At 60.9% G+C, this 20,178-nt stretch carries 17 protein-coding genes and 1 pseudogene; 1 reads left to right on the top strand and 17 read right to left on the bottom strand.

Annotation, left to right across the window (positions count from 1 at the left end; all coding sequences use genetic code 11):
• Window positions 1-19: 19 nt before the first annotated feature.
• From AB4N91_RS12640 to arnB, 8 genes and pseudogenes are all read right to left on the bottom strand, one after another.
• Window positions 20-1,401, bottom strand: a pseudogene (locus AB4N91_RS12640) (UDP-glucose dehydrogenase family protein); the annotation flags it as partial.
• Window positions 1,398-1,799 carry a 4-amino-4-deoxy-L-arabinose-phosphoundecaprenol flippase subunit ArnF gene (gene arnF, locus AB4N91_RS12635; protein ID WP_083376807.1) on the bottom strand — a complete coding sequence of 134 codons (402 nt, stop codon included), beginning with the start codon at window positions 1,797-1,799 and terminating at the stop codon, window positions 1,398-1,400. The gene arnF and the pseudogene AB4N91_RS12640, both read right to left, overlap by 4 nt.
• On the bottom strand, window positions 1,796-2,140 hold the full coding sequence (gene arnE / locus AB4N91_RS12630; protein WP_083376806.1) for a 4-amino-4-deoxy-L-arabinose-phosphoundecaprenol flippase subunit ArnE: 345 nt from the start codon (window positions 2,138-2,140) through the stop codon (window positions 1,796-1,798). Before arnE ends, arnF begins: the two co-directional genes overlap by 4 nt.
• Window positions 2,137-3,786 (bottom strand): lipid IV(A) 4-amino-4-deoxy-L-arabinosyltransferase, encoded by a 1,650-nt coding sequence (gene arnT / locus AB4N91_RS12625; RefSeq protein WP_460112511.1) that lies wholly within the window; start codon window positions 3,784-3,786, stop codon window positions 2,137-2,139. Before arnT ends, arnE begins: the two co-directional genes overlap by 4 nt.
• On the bottom strand, window positions 3,783-4,667 hold the full coding sequence (gene arnD / locus AB4N91_RS12620; RefSeq protein ID WP_427700877.1) for a 4-deoxy-4-formamido-L-arabinose-phosphoundecaprenol deformylase: 885 nt from the start codon (window positions 4,665-4,667) through the stop codon (window positions 3,783-3,785). Before arnD ends, arnT begins: the two co-directional genes overlap by 4 nt.
• Complete coding sequence (gene arnA, locus AB4N91_RS12615; RefSeq protein ID WP_458725320.1) at window positions 4,667-6,673, bottom strand: bifunctional UDP-4-amino-4-deoxy-L-arabinose formyltransferase/UDP-glucuronic acid oxidase ArnA; 2,007 nt, start codon at window positions 6,671-6,673, stop codon at window positions 4,667-4,669. The genes arnD and arnA overlap by 1 nt, the downstream gene beginning before the upstream one ends.
• Window positions 6,670-7,689, bottom strand: coding sequence for an undecaprenyl-phosphate 4-deoxy-4-formamido-L-arabinose transferase (gene arnC / locus AB4N91_RS12610; RefSeq protein WP_083376803.1), 1,020 nt, complete (start codon window positions 7,687-7,689; stop codon window positions 6,670-6,672). Before arnC ends, arnA begins: the two co-directional genes overlap by 4 nt.
• Entirely contained in the window at window positions 7,686-8,834 is a 1,149-nt protein-coding gene (arnB, locus tag AB4N91_RS12605) for a UDP-4-amino-4-deoxy-L-arabinose aminotransferase (RefSeq protein ID WP_460112510.1), read from the bottom strand. Before arnB ends, arnC begins: the two co-directional genes overlap by 4 nt.
• Before the next feature lie 402 nt (window positions 8,835-9,236).
• Here arnB and AB4N91_RS12600 point away from each other — a divergent pair, with 402 nt between their 5' ends.
• Window positions 9,237-10,127, top strand: a complete 891-nt coding sequence (locus tag AB4N91_RS12600; protein ID WP_460112509.1) for a site-specific integrase — start codon at window positions 9,237-9,239, stop codon at window positions 10,125-10,127.
• A gap of 10 nt (window positions 10,128-10,137) precedes the next feature.
• On the opposite strand, the gene AB4N91_RS12595 is transcribed toward AB4N91_RS12600, so the two are convergent.
• The 9 genes from AB4N91_RS12595 to AB4N91_RS12555 all read right to left on the bottom strand — a co-directional run bounded on the left by AB4N91_RS12595 (window position 10,138) and on the right by AB4N91_RS12555 (window position 20,078).
• Window positions 10,138-11,208, bottom strand: a complete 1,071-nt coding sequence (locus tag AB4N91_RS12595) for an ABC transporter ATP-binding protein (protein ID WP_083376800.1) — start codon at window positions 11,206-11,208, stop codon at window positions 10,138-10,140.
• Window positions 11,205-12,803: an ABC transporter permease gene (locus tag AB4N91_RS12590; protein WP_083377308.1), complete on the bottom strand. Its 1,599-nt coding sequence runs from the start codon at window positions 12,801-12,803 to the stop codon at window positions 11,205-11,207. The genes AB4N91_RS12595 and AB4N91_RS12590 overlap by 4 nt, the downstream gene beginning before the upstream one ends.
• 3 nt (window positions 12,804-12,806) lie before the next feature.
• Entirely contained in the window at window positions 12,807-13,817 is a 1,011-nt protein-coding gene (locus AB4N91_RS12585; RefSeq protein WP_460112508.1) for an iron ABC transporter substrate-binding protein, read from the bottom strand.
• A gap of 205 nt (window positions 13,818-14,022) precedes the next feature.
• Window positions 14,023-14,583: a PqiC family protein gene (locus tag AB4N91_RS12580; protein WP_083376798.1), complete on the bottom strand. Its 561-nt coding sequence runs from the start codon at window positions 14,581-14,583 to the stop codon at window positions 14,023-14,025.
• A 16-nt stretch (window positions 14,584-14,599) separates the two neighbouring features.
• Window positions 14,600-16,255, bottom strand: a complete 1,656-nt coding sequence (locus AB4N91_RS12575; RefSeq protein WP_460112505.1) for a PqiB family protein — start codon at window positions 16,253-16,255, stop codon at window positions 14,600-14,602.
• On the bottom strand, window positions 16,236-16,895 hold the full coding sequence (locus AB4N91_RS12570) for a paraquat-inducible protein A (protein WP_460112504.1): 660 nt from the start codon (window positions 16,893-16,895) through the stop codon (window positions 16,236-16,238). The genes AB4N91_RS12575 and AB4N91_RS12570 overlap by 20 nt, the downstream gene beginning before the upstream one ends.
• Window positions 16,892-17,488: a paraquat-inducible protein A gene (locus tag AB4N91_RS12565; protein ID WP_102593784.1), complete on the bottom strand. Its 597-nt coding sequence runs from the start codon at window positions 17,486-17,488 to the stop codon at window positions 16,892-16,894. Before AB4N91_RS12565 ends, AB4N91_RS12570 begins: the two co-directional genes overlap by 4 nt.
• Before the next feature lie 212 nt (window positions 17,489-17,700).
• Window positions 17,701-18,993: an NAD(P)/FAD-dependent oxidoreductase gene (locus tag AB4N91_RS12560; RefSeq protein ID WP_304873853.1), complete on the bottom strand. Its 1,293-nt coding sequence runs from the start codon at window positions 18,991-18,993 to the stop codon at window positions 17,701-17,703.
• Window positions 18,990-20,078, bottom strand: a complete 1,089-nt coding sequence (locus AB4N91_RS12555) for a polyamine ABC transporter substrate-binding protein (RefSeq protein WP_221109489.1) — start codon at window positions 20,076-20,078, stop codon at window positions 18,990-18,992. Before AB4N91_RS12555 ends, AB4N91_RS12560 begins: the two co-directional genes overlap by 4 nt.
• Between the last annotated feature and the right edge of the window lie 100 nt (window positions 20,079-20,178).

The raw sequence follows: 20,178 nt of genomic DNA, 5'->3' as shown, positions 1-20,178 counted from the left end.
GTATGGGCGCCGATACGGCGATCAAGCGACGACCTGATTCGCGGGCCACTGCTGGAACGGAATCGGCAATTTGCGTGATTCCCCACGGCCTATCGGGAAGTACAGGAAACCGCTGCGTGCCAGGCGTTCGGCGTCGTACAAATTGCGTCCGTCGAAGATCACCGGCGCCTTCAACCGTTGCTGGATCAGGTTGAAATCCGGGGCCTTGAACTGCTGCCATTCGGTGCAAATGATCAGCGCGTCGGCACCGGCCAATACCGATTCCGGTGTGCCCATCAGCATCAACTTCGACTCCTCGGGATACAGGTGCTGGGTTTCCTGCATGGCTTCCGGGTCGAATGCGCGCACGCTGGCGCCGGCGGCCCACAGCGATTCCAGCAGCACCCGGCTCGGCGCATCACGCATGTCATCGGTGTTGGGTTTGAAGGCCAGGCCCCACACGGCGAAGGTCTTGCCGCGCAAGTCACCCTTGTAGAACGCGTTGATGCGCTCGAACAGCTTGTGCTTCTGCCGCTGATTGATCGCTTCCACCGCTTGCAACAGGTCGCTGGAGCAGTGCGCCTCTTCGGCGCTGTGAATCAGCGCGCGCATGTCTTTGGGGAAACACGAACCGCCATACCCGCAGCCGGGGTAGATGAAGTGGTAACCGATGCGCGAGTCGGCGCCGATGCCCAGGCGCACCGATTCGATGTCCGCACCCAGATGCTCGGCCAGTTCGGCGATCTGGTTGATGAAGCTGATCTTGGTGGCCAGCATGCAGTTGGCGGCGTACTTGGTCAGCTCGGCGCTGCGCAGGTCCATGAACATGATGCGGTCGTGGTTGCGATTGAACGGCGCGTAAAGGTCGCGCATCACGTCGCGCACGTCATCGCTGTCGCAGCCGATGACGATCCGGTCCGGGCGCCGGCAGTCCGCCACGGCCGAACCTTCCTTCAGAAATTCGGGGTTGGAGACGATATCGAACTGCAGCAAGCGGCCGACCTTGATCAGGCACTTGTCGATATGCGCTCGCAAGGTGTCGCCCGTGCCCACCGGTACCGTGGATTTCTCCACCAGAATCACCGGCTGCTCACGATGCCGTGCAACCGCTTCGCCCACCGACAACACGTAACGCAGGTCCGCCGAGCCATCGTCCCGGGACGGTGTACCGACCGCGATAAACAGCACCTGACCATGCTGCACCGCGAGTTTTTCATCGGTGGTGAATTGCAGGCGTTTGGCTTCCAGGCTTTCGCGCACCAGGCTGGCCAGCCCCGGTTCGAAAATGCTCACGTGGCCTTGTTGCAGCAATTCGACTTTCTTCTCGTCAATGTCCATGCAGACCACGTCGTGGCCGACTTCCGCCAGGACGGCGGCTTGCACCAGGCCAACGTAACCGCTACCAAATACACTGATTTTCATGAGGCACTCCTGCGTTCGGGCGCGCGAGCCGGACGTGAGTTGATGGTGATGACTCCGAGCATGACCAGGGCCACGCCGAGGGTTTTTGTAACGCTGAACGCTTCGTTGAACACCGGCAGGCTGGCGGCCAGCAGATACACCAGCGCGTAGCTGATGCTCAGCAGCGAATAGGCCCGGCCCAGCGGCACATCCCGCAGGGCGGCGAGCCAGGACAGCATTGAAACTCCGTAGGCCAGAATCGCCCCCAGCACCACGGCGACCGCCGCTGGATCGATGCTGGAAGTCAGTAGATGTTCGGGGGACGGCAGGCGCGTCATGCTCCAGCGCATGCCCAACTGCGCCGCGCTGCCGAGCAGCACGCTGCCCATTGCAAAGGTGATTCCGCGACGCAGGTTCATGCTTGTTGCCCCAGCAGAATCACACCGCCGATCACCAGCGCCACGCCCAGCCAGTGCCGGCGGTCGATGGGCTCGTGGAAGACAAACCGGGCGATCAGGGTAATCAGCACGAAATTCAGGCTGAGCATCGGGTAGGCAATGCCGACTTCAAGGCGCTGCAACACCAGCAGCCAGACCAGCAAACCCAACCCCAGCGCAGCGAGTGCCAGCCACAACCAAGGGGAGCGCAGTTTCTCGCCCCAGGCTGACGGCTTCGCCCGCCAACTGTCGACGGCGTACTTCTGGGCGATCTGGCCCAGGCAGGTCAGCAGGCACGCGGCCAACAGCAGGAGCAGGCTCATGACGCACCCTGAGGAAAGATCAGAATCACCAGATTGCCTTGTTCATAGCGCTTGCCATCCTTGGGCAGCCGTTCGATTTCTTGCAGCTCGTCCTCACCCTTGACCCGCATCACCACGCCGACCGAGCCGCTCTGACGGGCGTTGCGCATCCACTGCTGAACCTGATCGGGATCGACGCGCTGCTGCACCGAGTCAGGATAAGCAAGGCCATATTTCAGTTCGCCTATCGTGTTGTACAACGCCACGTCCGGGCGCTTCAGACGCCAGGCCAGGGCAGCTGCGGCGCCGAGATCGTTGCTCAACAGTTTCCCGGTCTGCGCCAGTTCATCGGCGTGATGGCGGATGAACTGGTCGGGCATCTTGTTGGCCACCACCGAGTCGGGCAGCCCGGCGGGCAGTAGACCGATCAGCAGCAGGCTGCCGAAGGCCGGTGCGGCCCAGCATTGCAGGGGTCTGAAAGCTTGCAGCAGGTTGGCCATGATCCAGCCGATCAGGCCGATGAACACCAGCACCAGGTTGTGCAGTTCATGGTTATACAGCGGCTTTTTCAGTTGCAGATAGACCAGGGCGAGCAGGGCGGTCAGCCCCAGCAGCAAGTTCAGCAAACCGTTGAGGCCCAGCACCCGGCCTTGCTCCAGCTTGAGTCGGTCGGCCAGGGTATGCCCCAACAGCAAGGCCAATGGCAGCAGGCAGGGCAAGATGTAGCTCGGCAATTTGCCGTTGCTCAGGCTGAAAAACAGCAGCGGCGTTACCAGCCACAGCAGCAGAAAACCGATGCGGACCTGGCCACGGGTTGTCCATGCTTGCCGCAACGCCGACGGCAGCAATGCCACCCACGGCAGACTGAACGCCACCAGCAACGGCAAATAGAACCACCACGGCGCGTCATGCTGGGCGTCGTCACCGGCAAAGCGACGGATGTGTTCGTGCCAGAAGAAAAATCGCCAGTAATCGGGTTCCTGCGAGTGAATCGCCAGCGCCCACGGCAGACTGACCGCAATAGCCACGATGATTGCCACGGGGCCGTAGACCAGCAGCTCACGCCAGCGTTTTTGCCAGATCATGAAGGGCAGGGCGATCAGCACCGGCAGTAACCAGGCGAGAAAGCCCTTGGTCATGAATCCCATGCCGCAGGCCAGCCCCAGCACCGCCCAACCGGTCAGGCGCGGACCCCGGCGGTCGCTGTCGAGCGCGAACCATAACGCGACCAGGCTCAGATTGACCCAGAAGGCAAATTGCGGATCGAGATTGGCGTAGCCGGCCTGGCCCGCGACCACGGTGAAACTCATGTACAGCAACGCACAGGCAAAGCTTTTGCGCGGTTCGTTCCACAAACGACGGGCGATCAGAAAACACAACAACACACTCAGGCCCATGCTCAGCGCCGAGGCAAAGCGCACTCCAAACAGGTTCTGGCCAAACAAGGCCTGGCTGGCCGCAATCACCCAGTACCCGGCTGCCGGCTTTTCGAAATAGCGCAGGCCCATGAAATGCGGCGATACCCAGTCGCCGCTCAGGAGCATGCCTTGGCTGATCTGCGCATAGCGGGTTTCATCGGGAATCCATAAGCCGTGGCTGCCCAACGGCAACAGATACGCCAACAGAAAAACCCCCAACAGCAGCGGCAGTCCCCAGCGTTTGCTCATGCGCCTTGCACTCCCAGCCAGCCTTCCCGGCCTTCGAGATGGCCGCGCACGACCCGGCCCGTTGGCAAGGCGCCCGGGGCTGCGGGAAGCAGGTCGCCCAAGGGTTTAAAGCCGATACCACGCTGGCGCGCATCGGCCAGCAGTTGACGGAAATCGTTGGCCATCAGAATCCCTTCTACTTCGGCGTGGATCGTATAAACGTTGAGGTGTTCAGGGGTGAAGCGATCGAGGATGAAGGCGTTGAAGTCCTTGGCCGCAACGGCAGGGCCGACCACTTCATCGAAGGTCGGCAGGTCCACCGGAATCTGCGGCGCCCCCAAGCCACCGCCGGCCAATCTTGGTTGGAACAGGCTCTGGCCGCGGCAATCGCTGTTGTAGCGAAAGCCGAAGGCCTGCTTGGCCTCGATCACGCGTTCGTCCGCACGCCAACCGGCCGACGCCGAGCACTCGACGGCTTGCCCGAGGATGTCGCTGAGGGTGTCGACGCCCTGGCGGATCTGTTCGATCAGCTGCGCCTCGCTCCACCGCCCGGCATTGGCCTGCCAGCCGTGGTGATCCCAGGCGTGCAGACCGACTTCATGGCCCGCATCCCGGGCCTGACGCATCAAGTGCCCGAGGTCGCGGCCGATCGGTTTGCCCGGCCAGGCCGTGCCGGCCAGCAGAATGTCCCAGCCGTACAGGCCGGCCGCGTTGGAACGGAGCATTTTCCAGAGGAATTGCGGGCGGATCAGGCGCCACAGATGGCGCCCCATATTGTCCGGCCCGACACTGAAGAAAAACGTCGCCTTGACCTGTGCTTCATCGAGGATTTCCAGCAGTCGCGGCACCCCCTCACGGGTGCCCCGGTAAGTGTCGACATCGATCCGAAGGCCTGCCCGCATCAGCATGATTCTTCTTTGGAGTGCTCGGCAATTTCGAGCATGGCCTCACGCAAGAAGAAATCCAGGGTGTTGCCGATGGTCTCGCTCATCTCCACCGTCGGCGTCCAGTCCAGCAGGCGCTTGGCGTTGGCGATACTCGGTTTGCGGTGGGACACGTCCTGGTAGCCGGTGCCGTAGAACGCCTTGCTTTCCACGTCGCGGAAACCGGCGAACGGCGGGAAGTTGTCGCGCAACGGGTGCGCTTCGAATTGACGCAACAGTTCTTCGCCCAACTGACGAATGCTGGCCTCGTTGTCCGGGTTGCCGATGTTGATGATCTGGCCATTACAGGCATCGTTCTCGTTGTCGATGATCCGGGCCAGCGCTTCGACGCCGTCGGCAATGTCAGTAAAGCAGCGTTTCTGCTCGCCGCCGTCGAACAGACGAATCGGCGTGCCTTCCACCAGGTTCAGGATCAGTTGGGTGATGGCCCGGGAGCTGCCGATCCGCGCCGAGTCCAGCCGGTCGAGGCGCGGGCCCATCCAGTTGAAAGGACGGAACAGGGTGAAGCTCAGGCCTTTCTGGCCGTAAGCCCAGATCACCCGGTCGAGCAACTGTTTGGAGATCGAGTAGATCCAGCGTTGCTTGTTGATCGGGCCGACGACGAGGTTGGAGCTGTCTTCGTCGAAGTTCTGGTCCTGGCACATGCCATACACTTCGGAGGTCGACGGGAAGATCACGCGCTTGTTGTATTTGACGCAGTAGCGCACCAGTTTCAGGTTCTCTTCGAAGTCCAGTTCGAACACCCGCAGCGGGTTGCGGGTGTATTCGATTGGCGTGGCTATAGCCACCAGCGGCAGGATCACGTCGCACTTCTTGATGTGGTATTCGATCCACTCGGAGTGAATGCTGATGTCGCCTTCGACGAAGTGAAAACGCGGATGGCTGCGCAAGCGGTCAATGGCATCGGAGCCGATATCGAGGCCGTACACCTCGTATCGGTCGTCGCGCAAAAGCCGCTCGGACAGGTGATTGCCGATGAAGCCGTTGACGCCCAGGATCAGCACCCGAGTGCGGCGTGGCGCGCGGCCGGACTCGGCGCCACGCAACACGGAACCGTCGACCAGCCCCAGTTCGCTGGCCAGTTGCGGACCGCTCAGGTACAAGCCGTTGTCGTTACGCTGGCCGGAGGTGATGACCAAAGAGTCTTCGCCACAGGCAATGCGCAGCGGATCGACGCTGATGACCCGGCCCGGTGCCTGGCCTGCGTTTCCCTTGGCAACTTCTGCGCTCCAGACGATCAGCTTGTGTTCGCCAACGGCACAGAACGCGCCTGGGTACGGCTGGGTGACGGCGCGGACCAGGTTGAACAGTTCTTCGGCGGGGCGCTTCCACACAAGCTTGCCGTCGGCCGGGGTGCGACGTCCGAACACCGTGGCTTTGGATTCATCCTGCGGGGTTTCGCTGACGGTGCCTTGACGCAACGCCGGCAAGGCATCGCGCAGCAGGTCGATGGCGGCCACACGCAATTTGCCGTGCAGGCTCAACGCCGTGTCGCTGCGTTCAATGGCCACCCGTTGCTGGGCGATGATTGCGCCGGCGTCGGCGCGCTTGACCATACGGTGAAGGGTCACGCCGGTTTCACTTTCACCGTTGACCAGCACCCAGTTGGCCGGTGCACGACCCCGATAGCGCGGCAGCAATGAACCGTGCAAGTTGAACGCACCTTTGCGTGCCGTGGCCAACAGCGGTTCGCTCAGCAGCTGGCGGTAGTAGAACGAGAACAGGTAATCGGGTTTCAGCTTGCTGATGCGCTCGATCCACAACGGATGGTTGGCATCTTCCGGGGCATGAACCGGGATGCCCTTGCGCGCACACAGTTGCGCCACGGAGGCGTAAAAGGTGTTTTCCTTCGGATCATCAGCGTGGGTAAACACCGCGGCGATCTCGAAGCCTGAGTCGAGCAGGGTTTCGATGCCGGCACAGCCGATATCGTGATAGGCGAAGACAACAGCTTTTGCGCTCATGAGAGAACCTGATCGGAAGAAGTGTTAGTGAGGCCGTCGACGGTGACAACGGGTGCTGGCGTGGCGGGTTGGCTACGCAGGACTTTCTCGACGAAGAATCGGGGGCGGGCGCGGACGTCGCTGTACATGCGGCCCAGGTATTCGCCCAACAGGCCCATGCCGATGAACTGCCCGCCGGTGAACACAAACAGCACGGCGAACAACACGAATGTGCCGTCGCCGGCCCATTCGGCGCCGAACACCAGGCGCAGGACGATCAACGCCGTGGCGAACAGCAAGCCGAGTCCGGCCATGGCGAAACCGACGATGCTCAGCAACCGCAGCGGCGTGGTGGTCATGCAGGTGATCAGGTCGAACATCAGGTTGACCAGGCGCATGGGGCTGTATTTGGATTCGCCGTGTTCACGTTCGGCGTGGGTCACCAGGATCTCCGTGGTGTGCCGGGCAAAGCTGTTGGCCAGGATCGGAATGAAGGTGCTGCGTTCGCGGCAGGCGAGCATCGCGTCGACGATGCTGCGGCGGTAGGCGCGCAGCATGCAGCCGTAATCGCTCATGGCCACACCGGTCGAGCGCTGTACGGCCAGGTTGATCAGCTTCGACGGCCAGCGGCGCAGCGCGGAGTCCTGGCGGTTGTTGCGTACCGTGGCAACCACGTCATAGCCCAGCTCGGCCTGCGCCACCAGGCGAGGGATTTCTTCCGGCGGGTTTTGCAGGTCGGCGTCGAGGGTGATCACCACATCGCCTTTGCACTGCTCGAAACCGGCCATGATTGCCGCGTGCTGGCCGTAGTTGCGGTTGAGAATGACCGCCACCACCGGGCTGCACTCTCGATTGGCGGCCTCCTCGAGGATTTGTGCGGAGTTGTCGCGGCTGCCGTCATCGACCAGCACGATTTCATAGTCATGGCGCAACAAACGGCAGGCCGCTTCGGTCCGCCTGAGCAGCTCGGGCAGGCTGTCCTGTTCGTTGTAGACCGGGATGACGATCGACACGCAACGGATCGGATACGGTTTCACAGGCTTTTTTCCAGTGTGTTTTCGATGGCGTCGACGACACGATTGACGTCATCGGTGGTCATGTCGGGGAACAACGGAATCGAGCACAGGCGCTCCGAGTTCCATTCGGTGTTGGGCAGGTGAAGGTCAGGGAAACGCTGGCGGTACCAGGTGTGCAGGTGCGTGGCGATGAAGTGAATGCCGGTGCCGATGTTCTGTTCCTGCAAGGCCCTCATGAAGGCATCGCGATCCAGTCCGCAGCGCTCGGCGTCGATGCGCAGGACGAACAGGTGCCACGCGTGCCGCTGCGGATACGTCGGGATGGCCAGCGGTTGCACCGGTAAACCTTCGAGGCGTTGCAGGTAGGTGCGCGCCAGCTCGGTGCGCTTGGCGTTGATCGCACCCAGACGCTCAAGCTGCACCAGGGCGATGGCGGCATTGATGTCGGCCAGGTTGTATTTGAAACCCGGCTCCATCACTTGTGCCTGAGGTCTGCGACCGTGGGTCAGCCGATCGTAGGCATCAACGCCCAGCCCATGAAACTTGAGCATGCGTACCCGGTTGGCCAGCGCGGTGTCGTCGCTGACGAACATCGCGCCCTCGGCGCAGGTCATGTTCTTGATCGCGTGGAACGAGAAGATCGCCGTGCCTTTAGCGCCGACATGTCGACCGTTATAGAAAGTGCCTGCCGCATGGGCGGCGTCTTCGATGACGGGGATGCCGTGTTTGTCGGCCAATGCGTAAAGTGGATCAAGGTCGAAGGCGGCACCGGCGTAATGCACCGGAATGATTGCCCGGGTGCGCGGCGTGATCGCCGCCTCGATGCTGGCCAGGTCACACATGAGCGTGTCGCGGTCAACGTCGACAAAGACCGGTTTGGCACCCAGCAGGCAGATCATGTTGGCGGTGGACACCCAGGTCTGCGACGGCGTAATGACTTCATCGCCCGGACCAATGCCCAATGCCAGTAACGTGATATGCATACCACCAGTGGCCGAAGAAAGTGCAACGGCATGACGGCAGCCGACATAGTGGGCAAATTGCTCTTCCAGTTGCTGGGTTTTCGGCCCGGTAGTGATCCAGCCGGAGCGCAATACTTGCTCTACGGCTGCGATTTCCTCATCGCCGATAGTCGGGCGGGAGAAGGGGAGAAACGCCTCATTCATAAGAATCTCCGGGCGAACGGCTTCCTTCAGCAAAATCGCCGAAAGAAGCGTGTTTTCAATGGGTTGACTACCGGAGCAGGAAGCCATCAATTGACTTTCCGGGCCGCGACCGGCAGCGTGACGACCCACAAGGGCTCGTCGGGTTGATTGAAGGTTATGCCCGATTTTGTGAAAGGAACATGAAAAACCGGTCTTCGAATCGTTTATCTGAAAGTCATACAGCCACTGTTCAGACTTCTGCCGTTTATCGCGATTTTTAGAAGAGAAGTCCTACGGAAGTGTTCCCCTTTATATGAACAATGTTTCAATCCTTAGTTGTTTTTACTGAATTGTTTCCACTCAAGGCCGTTTCGTTTGATTGACTTAGTTAATACCCACTCTGTTGCTTCGAAGACCAACCCGATGACTGTCTACCTGGCCCGACTGGCGCCCTCCAGTCAGTTGACCATGCGCTACGTTTTGCAGGATGCGGCCGACCGTTTGGGTTTCGAAGACATGAACGTCGAGGAGATTCCCTGGCATCAGCTCCAACCCGACAATGTGATTGCGCTGGTCGCAGCGCTGCGTGAAGACGGGTACGCACCGAATACCTCGTCGCTGTACGTCAATGCGGTACGCGGGGTGATGAACGAAGCGTGGCGCATGAGCCTGATCAGTCAGGAACACTTGCTGAAAATGCGCTCGGTGAAAGGGATTGCCGGCACGCGTCTGTCCCAGGGGCGCAACCTCAGGCGCTCGCTGATTCAGGAGATGATGGCGGTGTGTGCCGCCGACCCGCGTCCTCAAGGCTTGAGAGACGCCGCCATCATCGGGATTTTGTACGGTTCGGGAATGCGCAAATCCGAGTCGGTGAACCTGGACCTGTCACAGGTGGATTTCAGCGAGCGCAGCTTGCGGGTCGCCGCCAAGGGCAACAAGCAGTTGATCAAATACGCCCCGGCCTGGGCCTTTGAAAAACTGCAGGCCTGGCTGGAACTGCGCCGTTCGCACCTCAAGGAAGGCGAGGTGGACGACCCGTTCCTGTTCAACCGCATCCGTCGCGGCAGCCACATCACCCGCGAGCGCATCACCAAACACGCGATCTATTACATCGCCCGGCAGCGCGGTGCGCAGGTCGGGGTAAAGATCATGCCGCATGATTTCCGGCGCTCGTTCATCACCCGGGTGATCGAAGAGCATGACCTGTCGATCGCGCAAAAACTCGCTCATCACAGCAATATCCAGACGACGGCCAACTACGATGTGCGCGACGACAACGAGCGGCGTCGGGCGGTGGATCGCTTTGATCTGTGATGGAGTGGATTCAGGGTTCACTCAGCACATGGGCATGGCCGATGGTTGATACGTGAACCTCACTGCCAGCGGGCGGAGCGTACAGGCCAGAGCTGCGCACCATCAGTGATCGACCGTGCGGGTCGCCGGCGACGGCAGGCTGCAACTCCACGGTCAAGGTGCAGGTGTTGCCGCTGAAATCCCGCTCGGTCACCACGGCGCGGCAACCGACGGCATCTGTCAGGCTGGGCTGGATGCTGACCAGTTGCAGCTGCTCGGGGCGCAGCATGATCTGCGCGGCATTGTTGTTACGGTGGTTGTTGACCGGAATACGGCCCAAATCGCAATGGGCCCAACCGGCCTCGATCCTGGCGGGCATGACCACGGCATCTCCAAGAAACAGCGCGGTCTGTTCGTCGTCGGGATAGCGGTAAAGGTCCAGCGGATGGCCCGACTGCACCAGCCGGCCGTCACGCATTACCGCCAACTGATCGGCGAACGACAAGGCTTCGCTCTGGTCATGGGTGACCAGGATGGTGGTGACGCCGGCGTCGGACAGCAATCGCGCGACCATTTTGCGCATGGCGCCCCGCAGACCGGTATCGAGGGCCGAAAACGGCTCATCCAGCAACATCAGCCGTGGTTGCTGCGCCAACGCACGCGCCAGCGCCACTCGCTGTTGCTGACCGCCGGAAAGCTCATGGGGCCAACGTTGGGCCATGCTCGCGTCGAGGGCCACGCTGTCCATCAACTCAGCGATTCGCTGGTGCTTCGCGTCGCCTGTGGTCGACAGCCCGAAACCGATATTGGCGGCCACCGTCATGTGCGGGAACAGCGCGCCGTCCTGGGGAACATAGCCGATCAAGCGCTGATGCGCCGGGACTTCATGGGTGTCGTCGACGAGTGTCTGGCCGTCGAGCGAAATACTGCCCGTGTCCGGGAATTCGAAACCGGCGATCATCCGCAGCAACGTGGTTTTGCCGGAACCCGAGGGGCCAACGATGACTGTCCGGCTGCCTTTTGGCACCGACAGGCTGACGTTCTCCAGCGCTCGCTGAGAACCGTAATATTTGCAGATCGCGTGCAGTTCCAGAGCGTTCATCGTCCAGCCGTTCGTTTGGATTGGTAATAAAGAATTGCGGTCAACGGAAGCGACAGCACAATCATCAGCAGGGCGTAGGGCGCGGCGGCGGCATAGTCGATTTCGCTGGTCATGGCCCAGAAACCAGTGGCCAGGGTGCGCGTGCCGTTGGGGGCGAGCAGCAGGGTCGCGGTCAGCTCATTGGTGATCGCCAGAAACACCAGCGCGGCACCGGCGGCGGCCCCGGGCGCGGCCAGGCGCAGGGTGATCAGCCACAGTGCCCGCGCAGGCGAGCGGCCGAGGCTGCGCGCCATGTTTTCCAGTTCGACCGGTGCCTGCGCGATGCCCGCACGCAAACTCACCAGGGCGCGGGGCAAAAACATCAGCAGATACGCCAACAGGACGGTGATCGTGGTCTGGTAGATCGGTCGGGCGAAATGAATGGTAATGGTGACCAAGGCCAGGGCGACGACGATCCCGGGCAACGAGCTGGTGATGTAGTTGCAGCTTTCCAGCAAACGCTGCAGCCGACCCGGCGAGCGAATCGACAGCCAGGCAATCGGGATGGCGGCGCAGGTGGTCAGGACTGCGCCGCAAATCCCCAGCAGCAGGGTTTGTTCCAGCGCCGGCACAAGCTCTGCCAAGTCCCAGACTTGCGGGCCGCCCGCGATCAGCCATTTGCCCAAGGTGATCAGCGGCACACCCAAGGCCAGGGCGCAGGTGGTGATTTGCAGCATCAACCCCAGCACCGTGGCTTGAGCGTCCAGGCGCACCACCCGTTGTTCACGCGCGCTGCCGGAACCGACCCGGGCGTAACGCGCCGTACCGCGAGCGGCCGATTCGGCGGTCAGCATCAGCAGGCAACACAGGGCGAGCACGCTGGCCAGCATGTGGGCAGCGGGGCCGTTGAAGGTGGATTTGAACTGATCGAAGATCGCCGTGGTGAAGGTGTCGAAGCGGATCATCGCGTACAGGCCATATTCGGCCAGCAGGTGCAGGCCCACGAGCAACGCACCGCCACAGATGGCCAGGCGCAGTTGCGGCAACACCACCCGGAAAAAGATCGCCCAGGGCTTTAGCCCCAGGGATTCGGCCACGTCTTCGATCGCCGGGTCGAGCCGGCGCAACGTCGCTGCAATCGGCAAGTACAGGAACGGGAAGTAGGCGATCACCGAGACCAGAACCCCGGCAAACAGGCCGTGAATCGGTGGTACCAGGCTGACCCAGGCATAGCTGTGCACGAAGGCCGGCACCGCCAGCGGCGCGATCGCCAGCAACGACCAGCCACGTCGCCCGGGCAGGTTGGTGCGCTCCGTCAACCAGGCCAGGGCCAGGCCCAGGCTGATGCACAACGGAATCGTGATCACCACCAGCAACACGGTGTTGATCAGTAACTCGCCGACCCGAGGCCGGAACACCAGCGGCACCAGCGTTGCCCAGCCGGTTTGTATCGACACGCCGATGACGAAGGCAATCGGCATCAGTGCCAGCAACGACACCAGCACCGACAAACCGATTACCCAGGCGCCACCGCGACCGGCGAAGACGCCACGGGCGCGTCGTCGCAGGTTGACGGGTATCGCCGCGGGGATACCGGTTGGCAGGGATTCAGGGATCAATTAGAGCAGCCCCACCTGAGTCATCAGGTCCACGGCTTTTTTGCTGTCGAGTTTCGACGCATCGACCATCGGGGCGTCGAGTTGCGACAAAGGCACCAGTTTCGGATTGGATGGGGCGTTTTTGCCCACGGCGTATTCGAACGACTTGCCAGTCTTGAGGATGTCCTGGCCGTCCTTGCCGGTGATCCATTTGAGCAACGCCTGGGCTTGTTCCTTGTGCTTGCTGGACGCCAATACGCCGCCCCCCGAGACGCTGACAAAGGCCCCCGGGTCCTTGTGCTTGAAGTAGTGCAGGGCCGTGTTGTTGCTGTTTTCGCCGGTCTTGGCTTGATCGCCGAAGCTGTAATAGTGATAGATCACGCCGCTGTCGATCTGCCCGGCATTCACCGCCTTGAGCACGGCGCTGTTGCCGCGATAGGCCGTAACGTTGTTTTTCATCCCTTTGAGCCATTCCAGCGTTGCGGCTTCACCCTTGAGTTCCAGCACTGCAGCGACGATTGCCTGGAAGTCGGCACCGGCCGGAGAAGCGCCCCAACGACCTTTCCACGCCGGACCCGCGAGGTCCATCAGTGATTTCGGCAAGTCGGCCTCGGGCAGTTTCGCAGGGTTATAGACAAACACGGTTGAGCGCGTGGCAATCCCGACCCATTTGCCATGGGCCGGACGATAAGCCGCCTCGACTTGCTCCAGCGTCGTCGGGGCAACCGGCGCAAACAGGCCGGCGTTGTCCACCAGCACCATCGCCGGGGAGTTCTCGGTCAGGAACACATCGGCCGGGGACGCGGCGCCTTCCTGCACGATCTGATTGCCCATTTCGGTATCGTCACCATTGCGCACGGTGACCTTGATGCCGGTTTCCTTGGTGAAGCCCTCGACCCAGGCTTTGGTCAGGCTTTCGTGCTGCGCGTTGTAGACCACAATGCCGTCATCCGCTGCAAACACCTGTGTGGCGCCGAGCAGGGCAGTGGCCAGCAAGGCCGCTTTGAGGAAGGAAGGGGTAGAGGTGAACATTCTGTCGGCAGCTCCTGTTCTTTTGGAAGGCATGCACGTCCATTCGCGGATCAATCAATGCGAACCATTTGCATGTTTGAATCGCAGGGAATGTAGAGCTCAAAATGAGAAAAAAACGTCAAAGAAACCGTTAATACATGTCATTTACATTCAGATTAGCAGCACCTCGGCCCCTTGCCCGATGGGTCTGAATCAAACGGTGTGGTCACTGGCTCGATGGGCAGCCTTTCGAAGTTCCGCCGGCCGCCTGATTGATCGCAGCGGCCAGACGCTTGACGTTGTTCTGATGCGCCACCACCAACTCATCAATGCTGGGGCCGGAAGGTGACTGCAACGTGCTGCGGCAAGTAATCAGCGTGTTATCACTGTCGCCAAGGCTGCGCAGGCGCCATTTGACGTCGATCAGCGCGTATTGCCCTGGAATCGAGTCGAAGCGCTGCACATCCAGGCGCAGTGACATTTTGCGTTGTGAATGGCTGTTGAGCAGTTGGTCAACCATGGCGCTGCGCAATTCATCCACCAGGCTCGCGGCCCACCATTCGGTTTCGAGTATCGCCAGGCCGCTGTTGCCCTGGCGGATCACGATCTGCGGACGATCGACCTGGGGCGGCACGCTGATGCTTTCAATCTCGATCTCCGAGGTACCGCCTCTGGATTGATTACCCAATTGCGCCGGAATCAGGGTGTGAAACTGAATCGGGTCACTGCGGCAAGCGGTGAGCAGTAACAGCGCGGTGACCAAGGTGATCTTCAGCGAAAAAGCCATGGTGTTGCTCCTGTGGTCAGTTGCGCGGTGGCGCCTGCAGATCCATCGGTGCGGCGTTGTTGGGGCGGCCGCGAATCAGCGATTCCGGATGGCGTCCCAGGTAATCCGAGAGCTCACGCAAGGAGCGCGACATGCGTCCGAGTTCGTCCAGGGTCTGGGTCAGCTGTTCCCGCTGCGGCGAATCTTCGGCGAGCGTCGAACTGGCCGATTGCAGGGTTTTGCTGACGTCGGCCAGGGTGGTTTGCACGCCCGGCAGCGTCTTGGCGTTGAATTGGGCGAGGCCTTTGCGCAGTTCGACGAGGTTACTGTCAAGATTGCCGGCAATTCGCTCGATCGGCAGTTGGTTGATCTTGTTGACCATGCCTTCGAGTTTTTCCTGCAACTGTTCGAGGCTGCCGGGAATGGTCGGAATACTGACCGGACGGGCGCTCGGATCGAACGCGACTTTCTCGGCCTTGGGGTAGAAATCCAGTGAGATGTACAGCTGGCCGGTCAGCAGATTGCCGCTGCGTGCCTGGGCGCGCAGACCGTTCTCGATAAAGGAACCCATCAAGCGCACGGCTGCGGCTTCATCATTGGGATCATGATTGAGCGCCTTGAGCATTTTGGTATGGGCCGAACCCAGGCGCTGCGGGTAGATCACGATGCCAACGTTGACCGGGAAGCTGCGCTTTTTCGCATCGAAATCCAGATTGATCGACACCACTTTGCCGAACTCCACGCCGAGGAATTCCACCGGTGCATCGACTTTGAGGCCCCGCAGGGCCTGGTCGAAACGCAGGCTCAAGTATTGGCCCTTGCCACTGGGCGGGGCGAGGGCGGTTTGCTGGTCGGTGAACAGTTCATAGGCATACTCTTCGGCCGCCGGTTTATCGTTGGGGCTGTACTCCGGCGCGCGGAAGGCGATGCCGCCCACCAGCAGCGATGACAACGACTCGGTCTTCACCGCGAAGCCATTGGCGCCGACGCTGACATCAATACCGCTGGCGTTCCAGAACCGGGTGTTTTCGGTGACATAGGCATCGTTGGGCGCGTGAATGAACAAGTCGATGTTCACACCGTTGCCGTCAGGGTCCAGCGCATAGGCCACCACCTGGCCGACCGGGATTTTTCGGTAATAGACCGGCGAGCCGATGTCCAGCGATCCGAGGTCCTGGGTGTGCAAGGTAAAGCGTTTGCCCGGTTCGCCATAGGTAATCGCTGGCGGGTTTTCCTGGCCTTTGAAGTGTTTCGAACGGGTGTTGGACTGGCCGATATCCGCGCCGATGTAGTCACCGGAGAACAGGGTATCGATGCCCGACACGCCGCCGGCACCGATACGCGGACGCACCACCCAGAACTGTGAGTCTTCACGGGTGAAGCTTTCCGCCTGTTTGGCCAGTTTGATCGTGGCGTTGACACTCTTCTGGTCGCTGCTCAGTTCCACGTCCGAGACCTGCCCGATCACCACATTGCGGTATTTGACCTCGGTCTTGTTGGCAGTCAGGCCGCTGCCGGTCTTGAACGTGACCGTGATGGTCGGGCCTTCCTGCATCATGCTGTGGACCACCAGGGAAATGCCCACCAGTACTGCGACGATTGGCACGATCCAGACCAGCGAAACGCTGAAACGACGAGTCTTGATTGGGGCCTGGCCAGGGGCTTGCGGCCCGTCAGTGGCTTGCGACTTCATCCATGTCCTCCTCGGTGTGTGAGTTTTTATCCTGCTCGTTATCCCAGATCAGACGCGGGTCGAAACTCATCGCTGACAGCATGGTGAACACCACCACCAGTCCGAAAAACAGAATGCCCGGACGCGGTTCGATATCGGCCAGGGCTTGAAACTTCACCAGTGAGGCCACCAGGGCCACCACGATCACGTCGAGCATGGACCAATAACCGATGAGCTCGACGAAGCGGTATAACGTCGATCGCTCCTTGCGCGCCCATAGGCTGTTGCGATGCACCGTAATCAGCAGCAGCATTAACACGACGAACTTGACGCCCGGCACCGCGATGCTGGCGATAAAAATGATCAGGGCGATGTCCCAGGCACCGTGCTGCCAGAAATCCAGCACGCCGCCCATGATTGTGCTGTCAGCTCCGTTGCCGACCATCTTCGTATTCATCACCGGCAGCAGATTGGCCGGGACGTAAAACACCAATGAGGTCAGCAGGTAGGCCCAGGTGCGGGTCAGCGAGTTGGTTTTGCGCCGATGCAACGGCGCGCCGCAGCGCTCGCATTCGTGCGGTTCACCTGTCATGTCGCAGGCCAGTCCGCAGCTGTGGCACAGGCAGAGGTTGAGTTCGCTGGCGACCGGAGGCGTTGTCATAGAATGTCCCACAGCTCACGGATATCGCGCCCGGCGATGCGGATCATCATCAGGCTGAGCACGGCCAGGGCAAACAGACCGATGCCGGGCAGCACATCCAGCAACCCGGCGAGCTTGATCACCGCGACCATGGCCCCCAGCAGACAGACTTCGAGCATGCTCCAGGGCCGCAGGGTTTCCAGCCAGCGCATGCAGAAGCTGAAACCGGGCGAGCGCCGGGAGGCGAGGGCATAGCTCAGCACCCAGATCAGCAGCAACAGCTGGAAAATCGGCGCGATGATCATCGCGATCGCCGCCACCATGGCAATGAACGTGATCGGCCCCAGGCTCAGGGCCAGCACCGAGTCCCAGAGGGTTGCGCTGTTTTTCAGGCCTTTGAGGCTGATGCTCATGACCGGGTAGAAATTGGCGAAAATCCACAGCATCAACGCCGTCCAGGTCAACGCCAGGCGTTGTTCCACCGTCAGGCCGTTATAGCGCTGGAGCACACCGCCGCAGCGTGTGCACAGGGTTTTTTGATGTTTGGCGAGCGTGACTTTTTCATACACGCAGTCGCAGTGCTCGCAGATGATCAGTCGGTCAGTCGTAGCCATAGGCCGTACTCGCCAGGACGCAGAAAAGTCAGAGCACCTCCTCAATATAGAAGTGCCTTGCGATTGAGCAAATCGAAAGGCCTAAACAACTGATTGACCGCGTTATCGTTTATCGCGAGCAGGCTCACTCCCACAGGGATCGTCGTCGTTCAAAAATGCTGTGTCCGCCGAAAATCCCCTGTGGGAGCGAGCCTGCTCGCGATAGCGGCCTGTCAGCCAACCAGTTCGCGCAGGCGATACCAGAACATCCCAAGCGCCAGCAACGGCGAGCGCAGCATCGGCCCGCCGGGAAAGGTCATGTGCGGCACGGCGCTGAACACGTCGAACCCTCGACTGTGCCCGGCATGGATCGCTTCACCCAATAGCTTCGCGCACCAATGCGTGACGTTCAGCCCATGCCCCGAGTAACCCTGGGCATAAAACACATTCGGGTGCTGACTCAAGCGGCCAACTTGCGGGAAGCGATTGGCGGAGATGCCGATCCGGCCGCCCCATTGATAGTCGATGCGCACATCGCGCAATTGCGGGAAGACTTTGAGCATCTGCGGGCGCATGTACGCCGTGATGTCAGCCGGATCGCGCCCGGAATAATGGCAGGCGCCGCCAAACAGCAAGCGCCGGTCCGCCGAGAGCCGGTAGTAATCCAGGCCGACTTTCTGGTCGCACAACGCCAGGTTCTGCGGGATCAACTGCGCGGCAACCTCAGGTGCCAGCGGCTCGGTGGCAATGATGTAGCTGCCGGCCGGGAGCACCTTGCCGCTGAGCTTCGGTTCGAGTTCTTCAAGGTGCGCGTTGCAGGCCAGCACCAGACTTCCCGCGCGTACCGTGCCACCGGCACAGCGAACCTGCACCGTGCTGCCATGGATCAACTCCAGAACCGGGCTCTGCTCGAAGATCTGCACCCCAAGGGATTGCGCCAGCCTTGCTTCGCCCAGCACCAGATTGAGCGGATGCAAATGGCCCGAACCCATGTCGACCAGACCACCGGCATAGACGCTTGAGTCCACCACTTGCTCACGGATCTGCTCCGGCCCGACCAGACGGGTTTCGTGGGCGTAACCTGATTCGGCCAGACTGTCGCGCTCCGTCTTGAACGCCGCGAATTGCGCCTTGGTGTTGGCCAGCTCGCAGAACCCCCAGCGCAGGTCGCACTCAATCCCGTGTTCACGGACGCGATTGCCCACCAGTTCCACCGATTCGATCCCCGCACGCTCCAGATAGCGCACCCCGTCCTCACCGACGTACCGGGTGAAACCGCTGACGTCATGGCCGATGCCGCGGATCAACTGCCCGCCATTGCGCCCGCTGGCGCCCCAGCCAATCCGCCGGCCCTCCAGCACAATCACCGAGAGCCCGCGCTGAGCCAGCTCGATCGCGGTGTTGACCCCGGTAAAACCGCCGCCGATCACGCAGACATCGGCCACAAGGTCCGAGGCCAGCGTGGGGTAGGGCGTCAGGCCTTTGGCCGTGGCCGCGTAGTAGGAATGTGCGTGTTCGTTATTCATTTGTTGGACTTCACTTTGCTCCAGGAACGGGTCATCAGTCGCATGATCGCCTGGGGCGGGGTGGTCGAAATGTAGAGTTTGTCGAGGACTGCCTGAGGTGGGTAAACCTCAGGGTTGTTCACCAGCTCCGCGTCCATGTACTCCTTGGCGGCGGGGTTCGGGTTGGCATAGCCGACCGAGGCGCTGACCTTGGCAATCACTTGCGGGTCCAGAAGGTAGTTGATGAAGGCATGGGCTTCTTTCGGGTTGCTGGCATCGGCAGGAATCGCCAACAGGTCAAACCACAAGTTACTGCCTTCCTTCGGAATGGCGTAGGCGATGTTCACGCCGTTCTTGGCTTCCTTGGCCCGGTTGGCGGCCTGGAACACGTCACCGGAATAGCCGAAGGCCACGCAGATGTCGCCGTTGGCCAGGTCCGACACGTATTTGGAGGAGTGGAAATAGGTGATGTAAGGCCGGATGCTCAACAGTTTGGCTTCGGCTTTTTTGAAGTCTTCAGGGTTCTCGCTGCGCGGGTCCATGCCCATGTAATTGAGAATCGCCGGGAACACTTCATCGGCCGAGTCCATCATCGATACGCCGCACTGGCTGAGTTTCTTGATGTTTTCCGGTTCGAACAGCACTTCCCAGGAATCGATGCGGTCGATGCCGAGCACTTGCTTGACCTTGTCGACGTTGTAGCCGATGCCGTTGGTGCCCCACAGGTACGGCACGGAATGCTCGTTACCCGGATCGTTTTTCTCCAGCAGCGTCAACAATTTCGGGTCGAGGTTTTTGAAGTTGGGCAACTGCGCACGGTCCAGCTTGAGGAACGCGCCGGCCTTCACCTGACGGGCGAGGAAGTGGTTGGACGGCACGACCACGTCATACCCGGTACGCCCGGCGAGCAACTTGCCCTCCAGGGTTTCGTTGGAATCGAAGACGTCGTAGATCACCTTGATCCCGGATTTGGCCTGGAAGTCGGCGAGGGTGGTTTCGCCGATGTAATCGGTCCAGTTGTAGACGCTGACGGTGGGTTGAGCCTGGGCAACGGCACTGAACAGCACGGCAAGCGCGGCCGGCACCATGGATTTCAATAGACGCATTCGACACCTCTTTAGTTATTAGACTGTGTAGGAGCGAGGCTTGCCCGCGAAGAGGCCGGTCCGTTCAACATCGTCGTTGACAGTCAGGCCGCCTTCGCGG

It is taken from the genome of Pseudomonas sp. H3_D04 (assembly GCF_054669175.1).
This window is presented reverse-complemented; position numbering and strand designations above follow the sequence as displayed.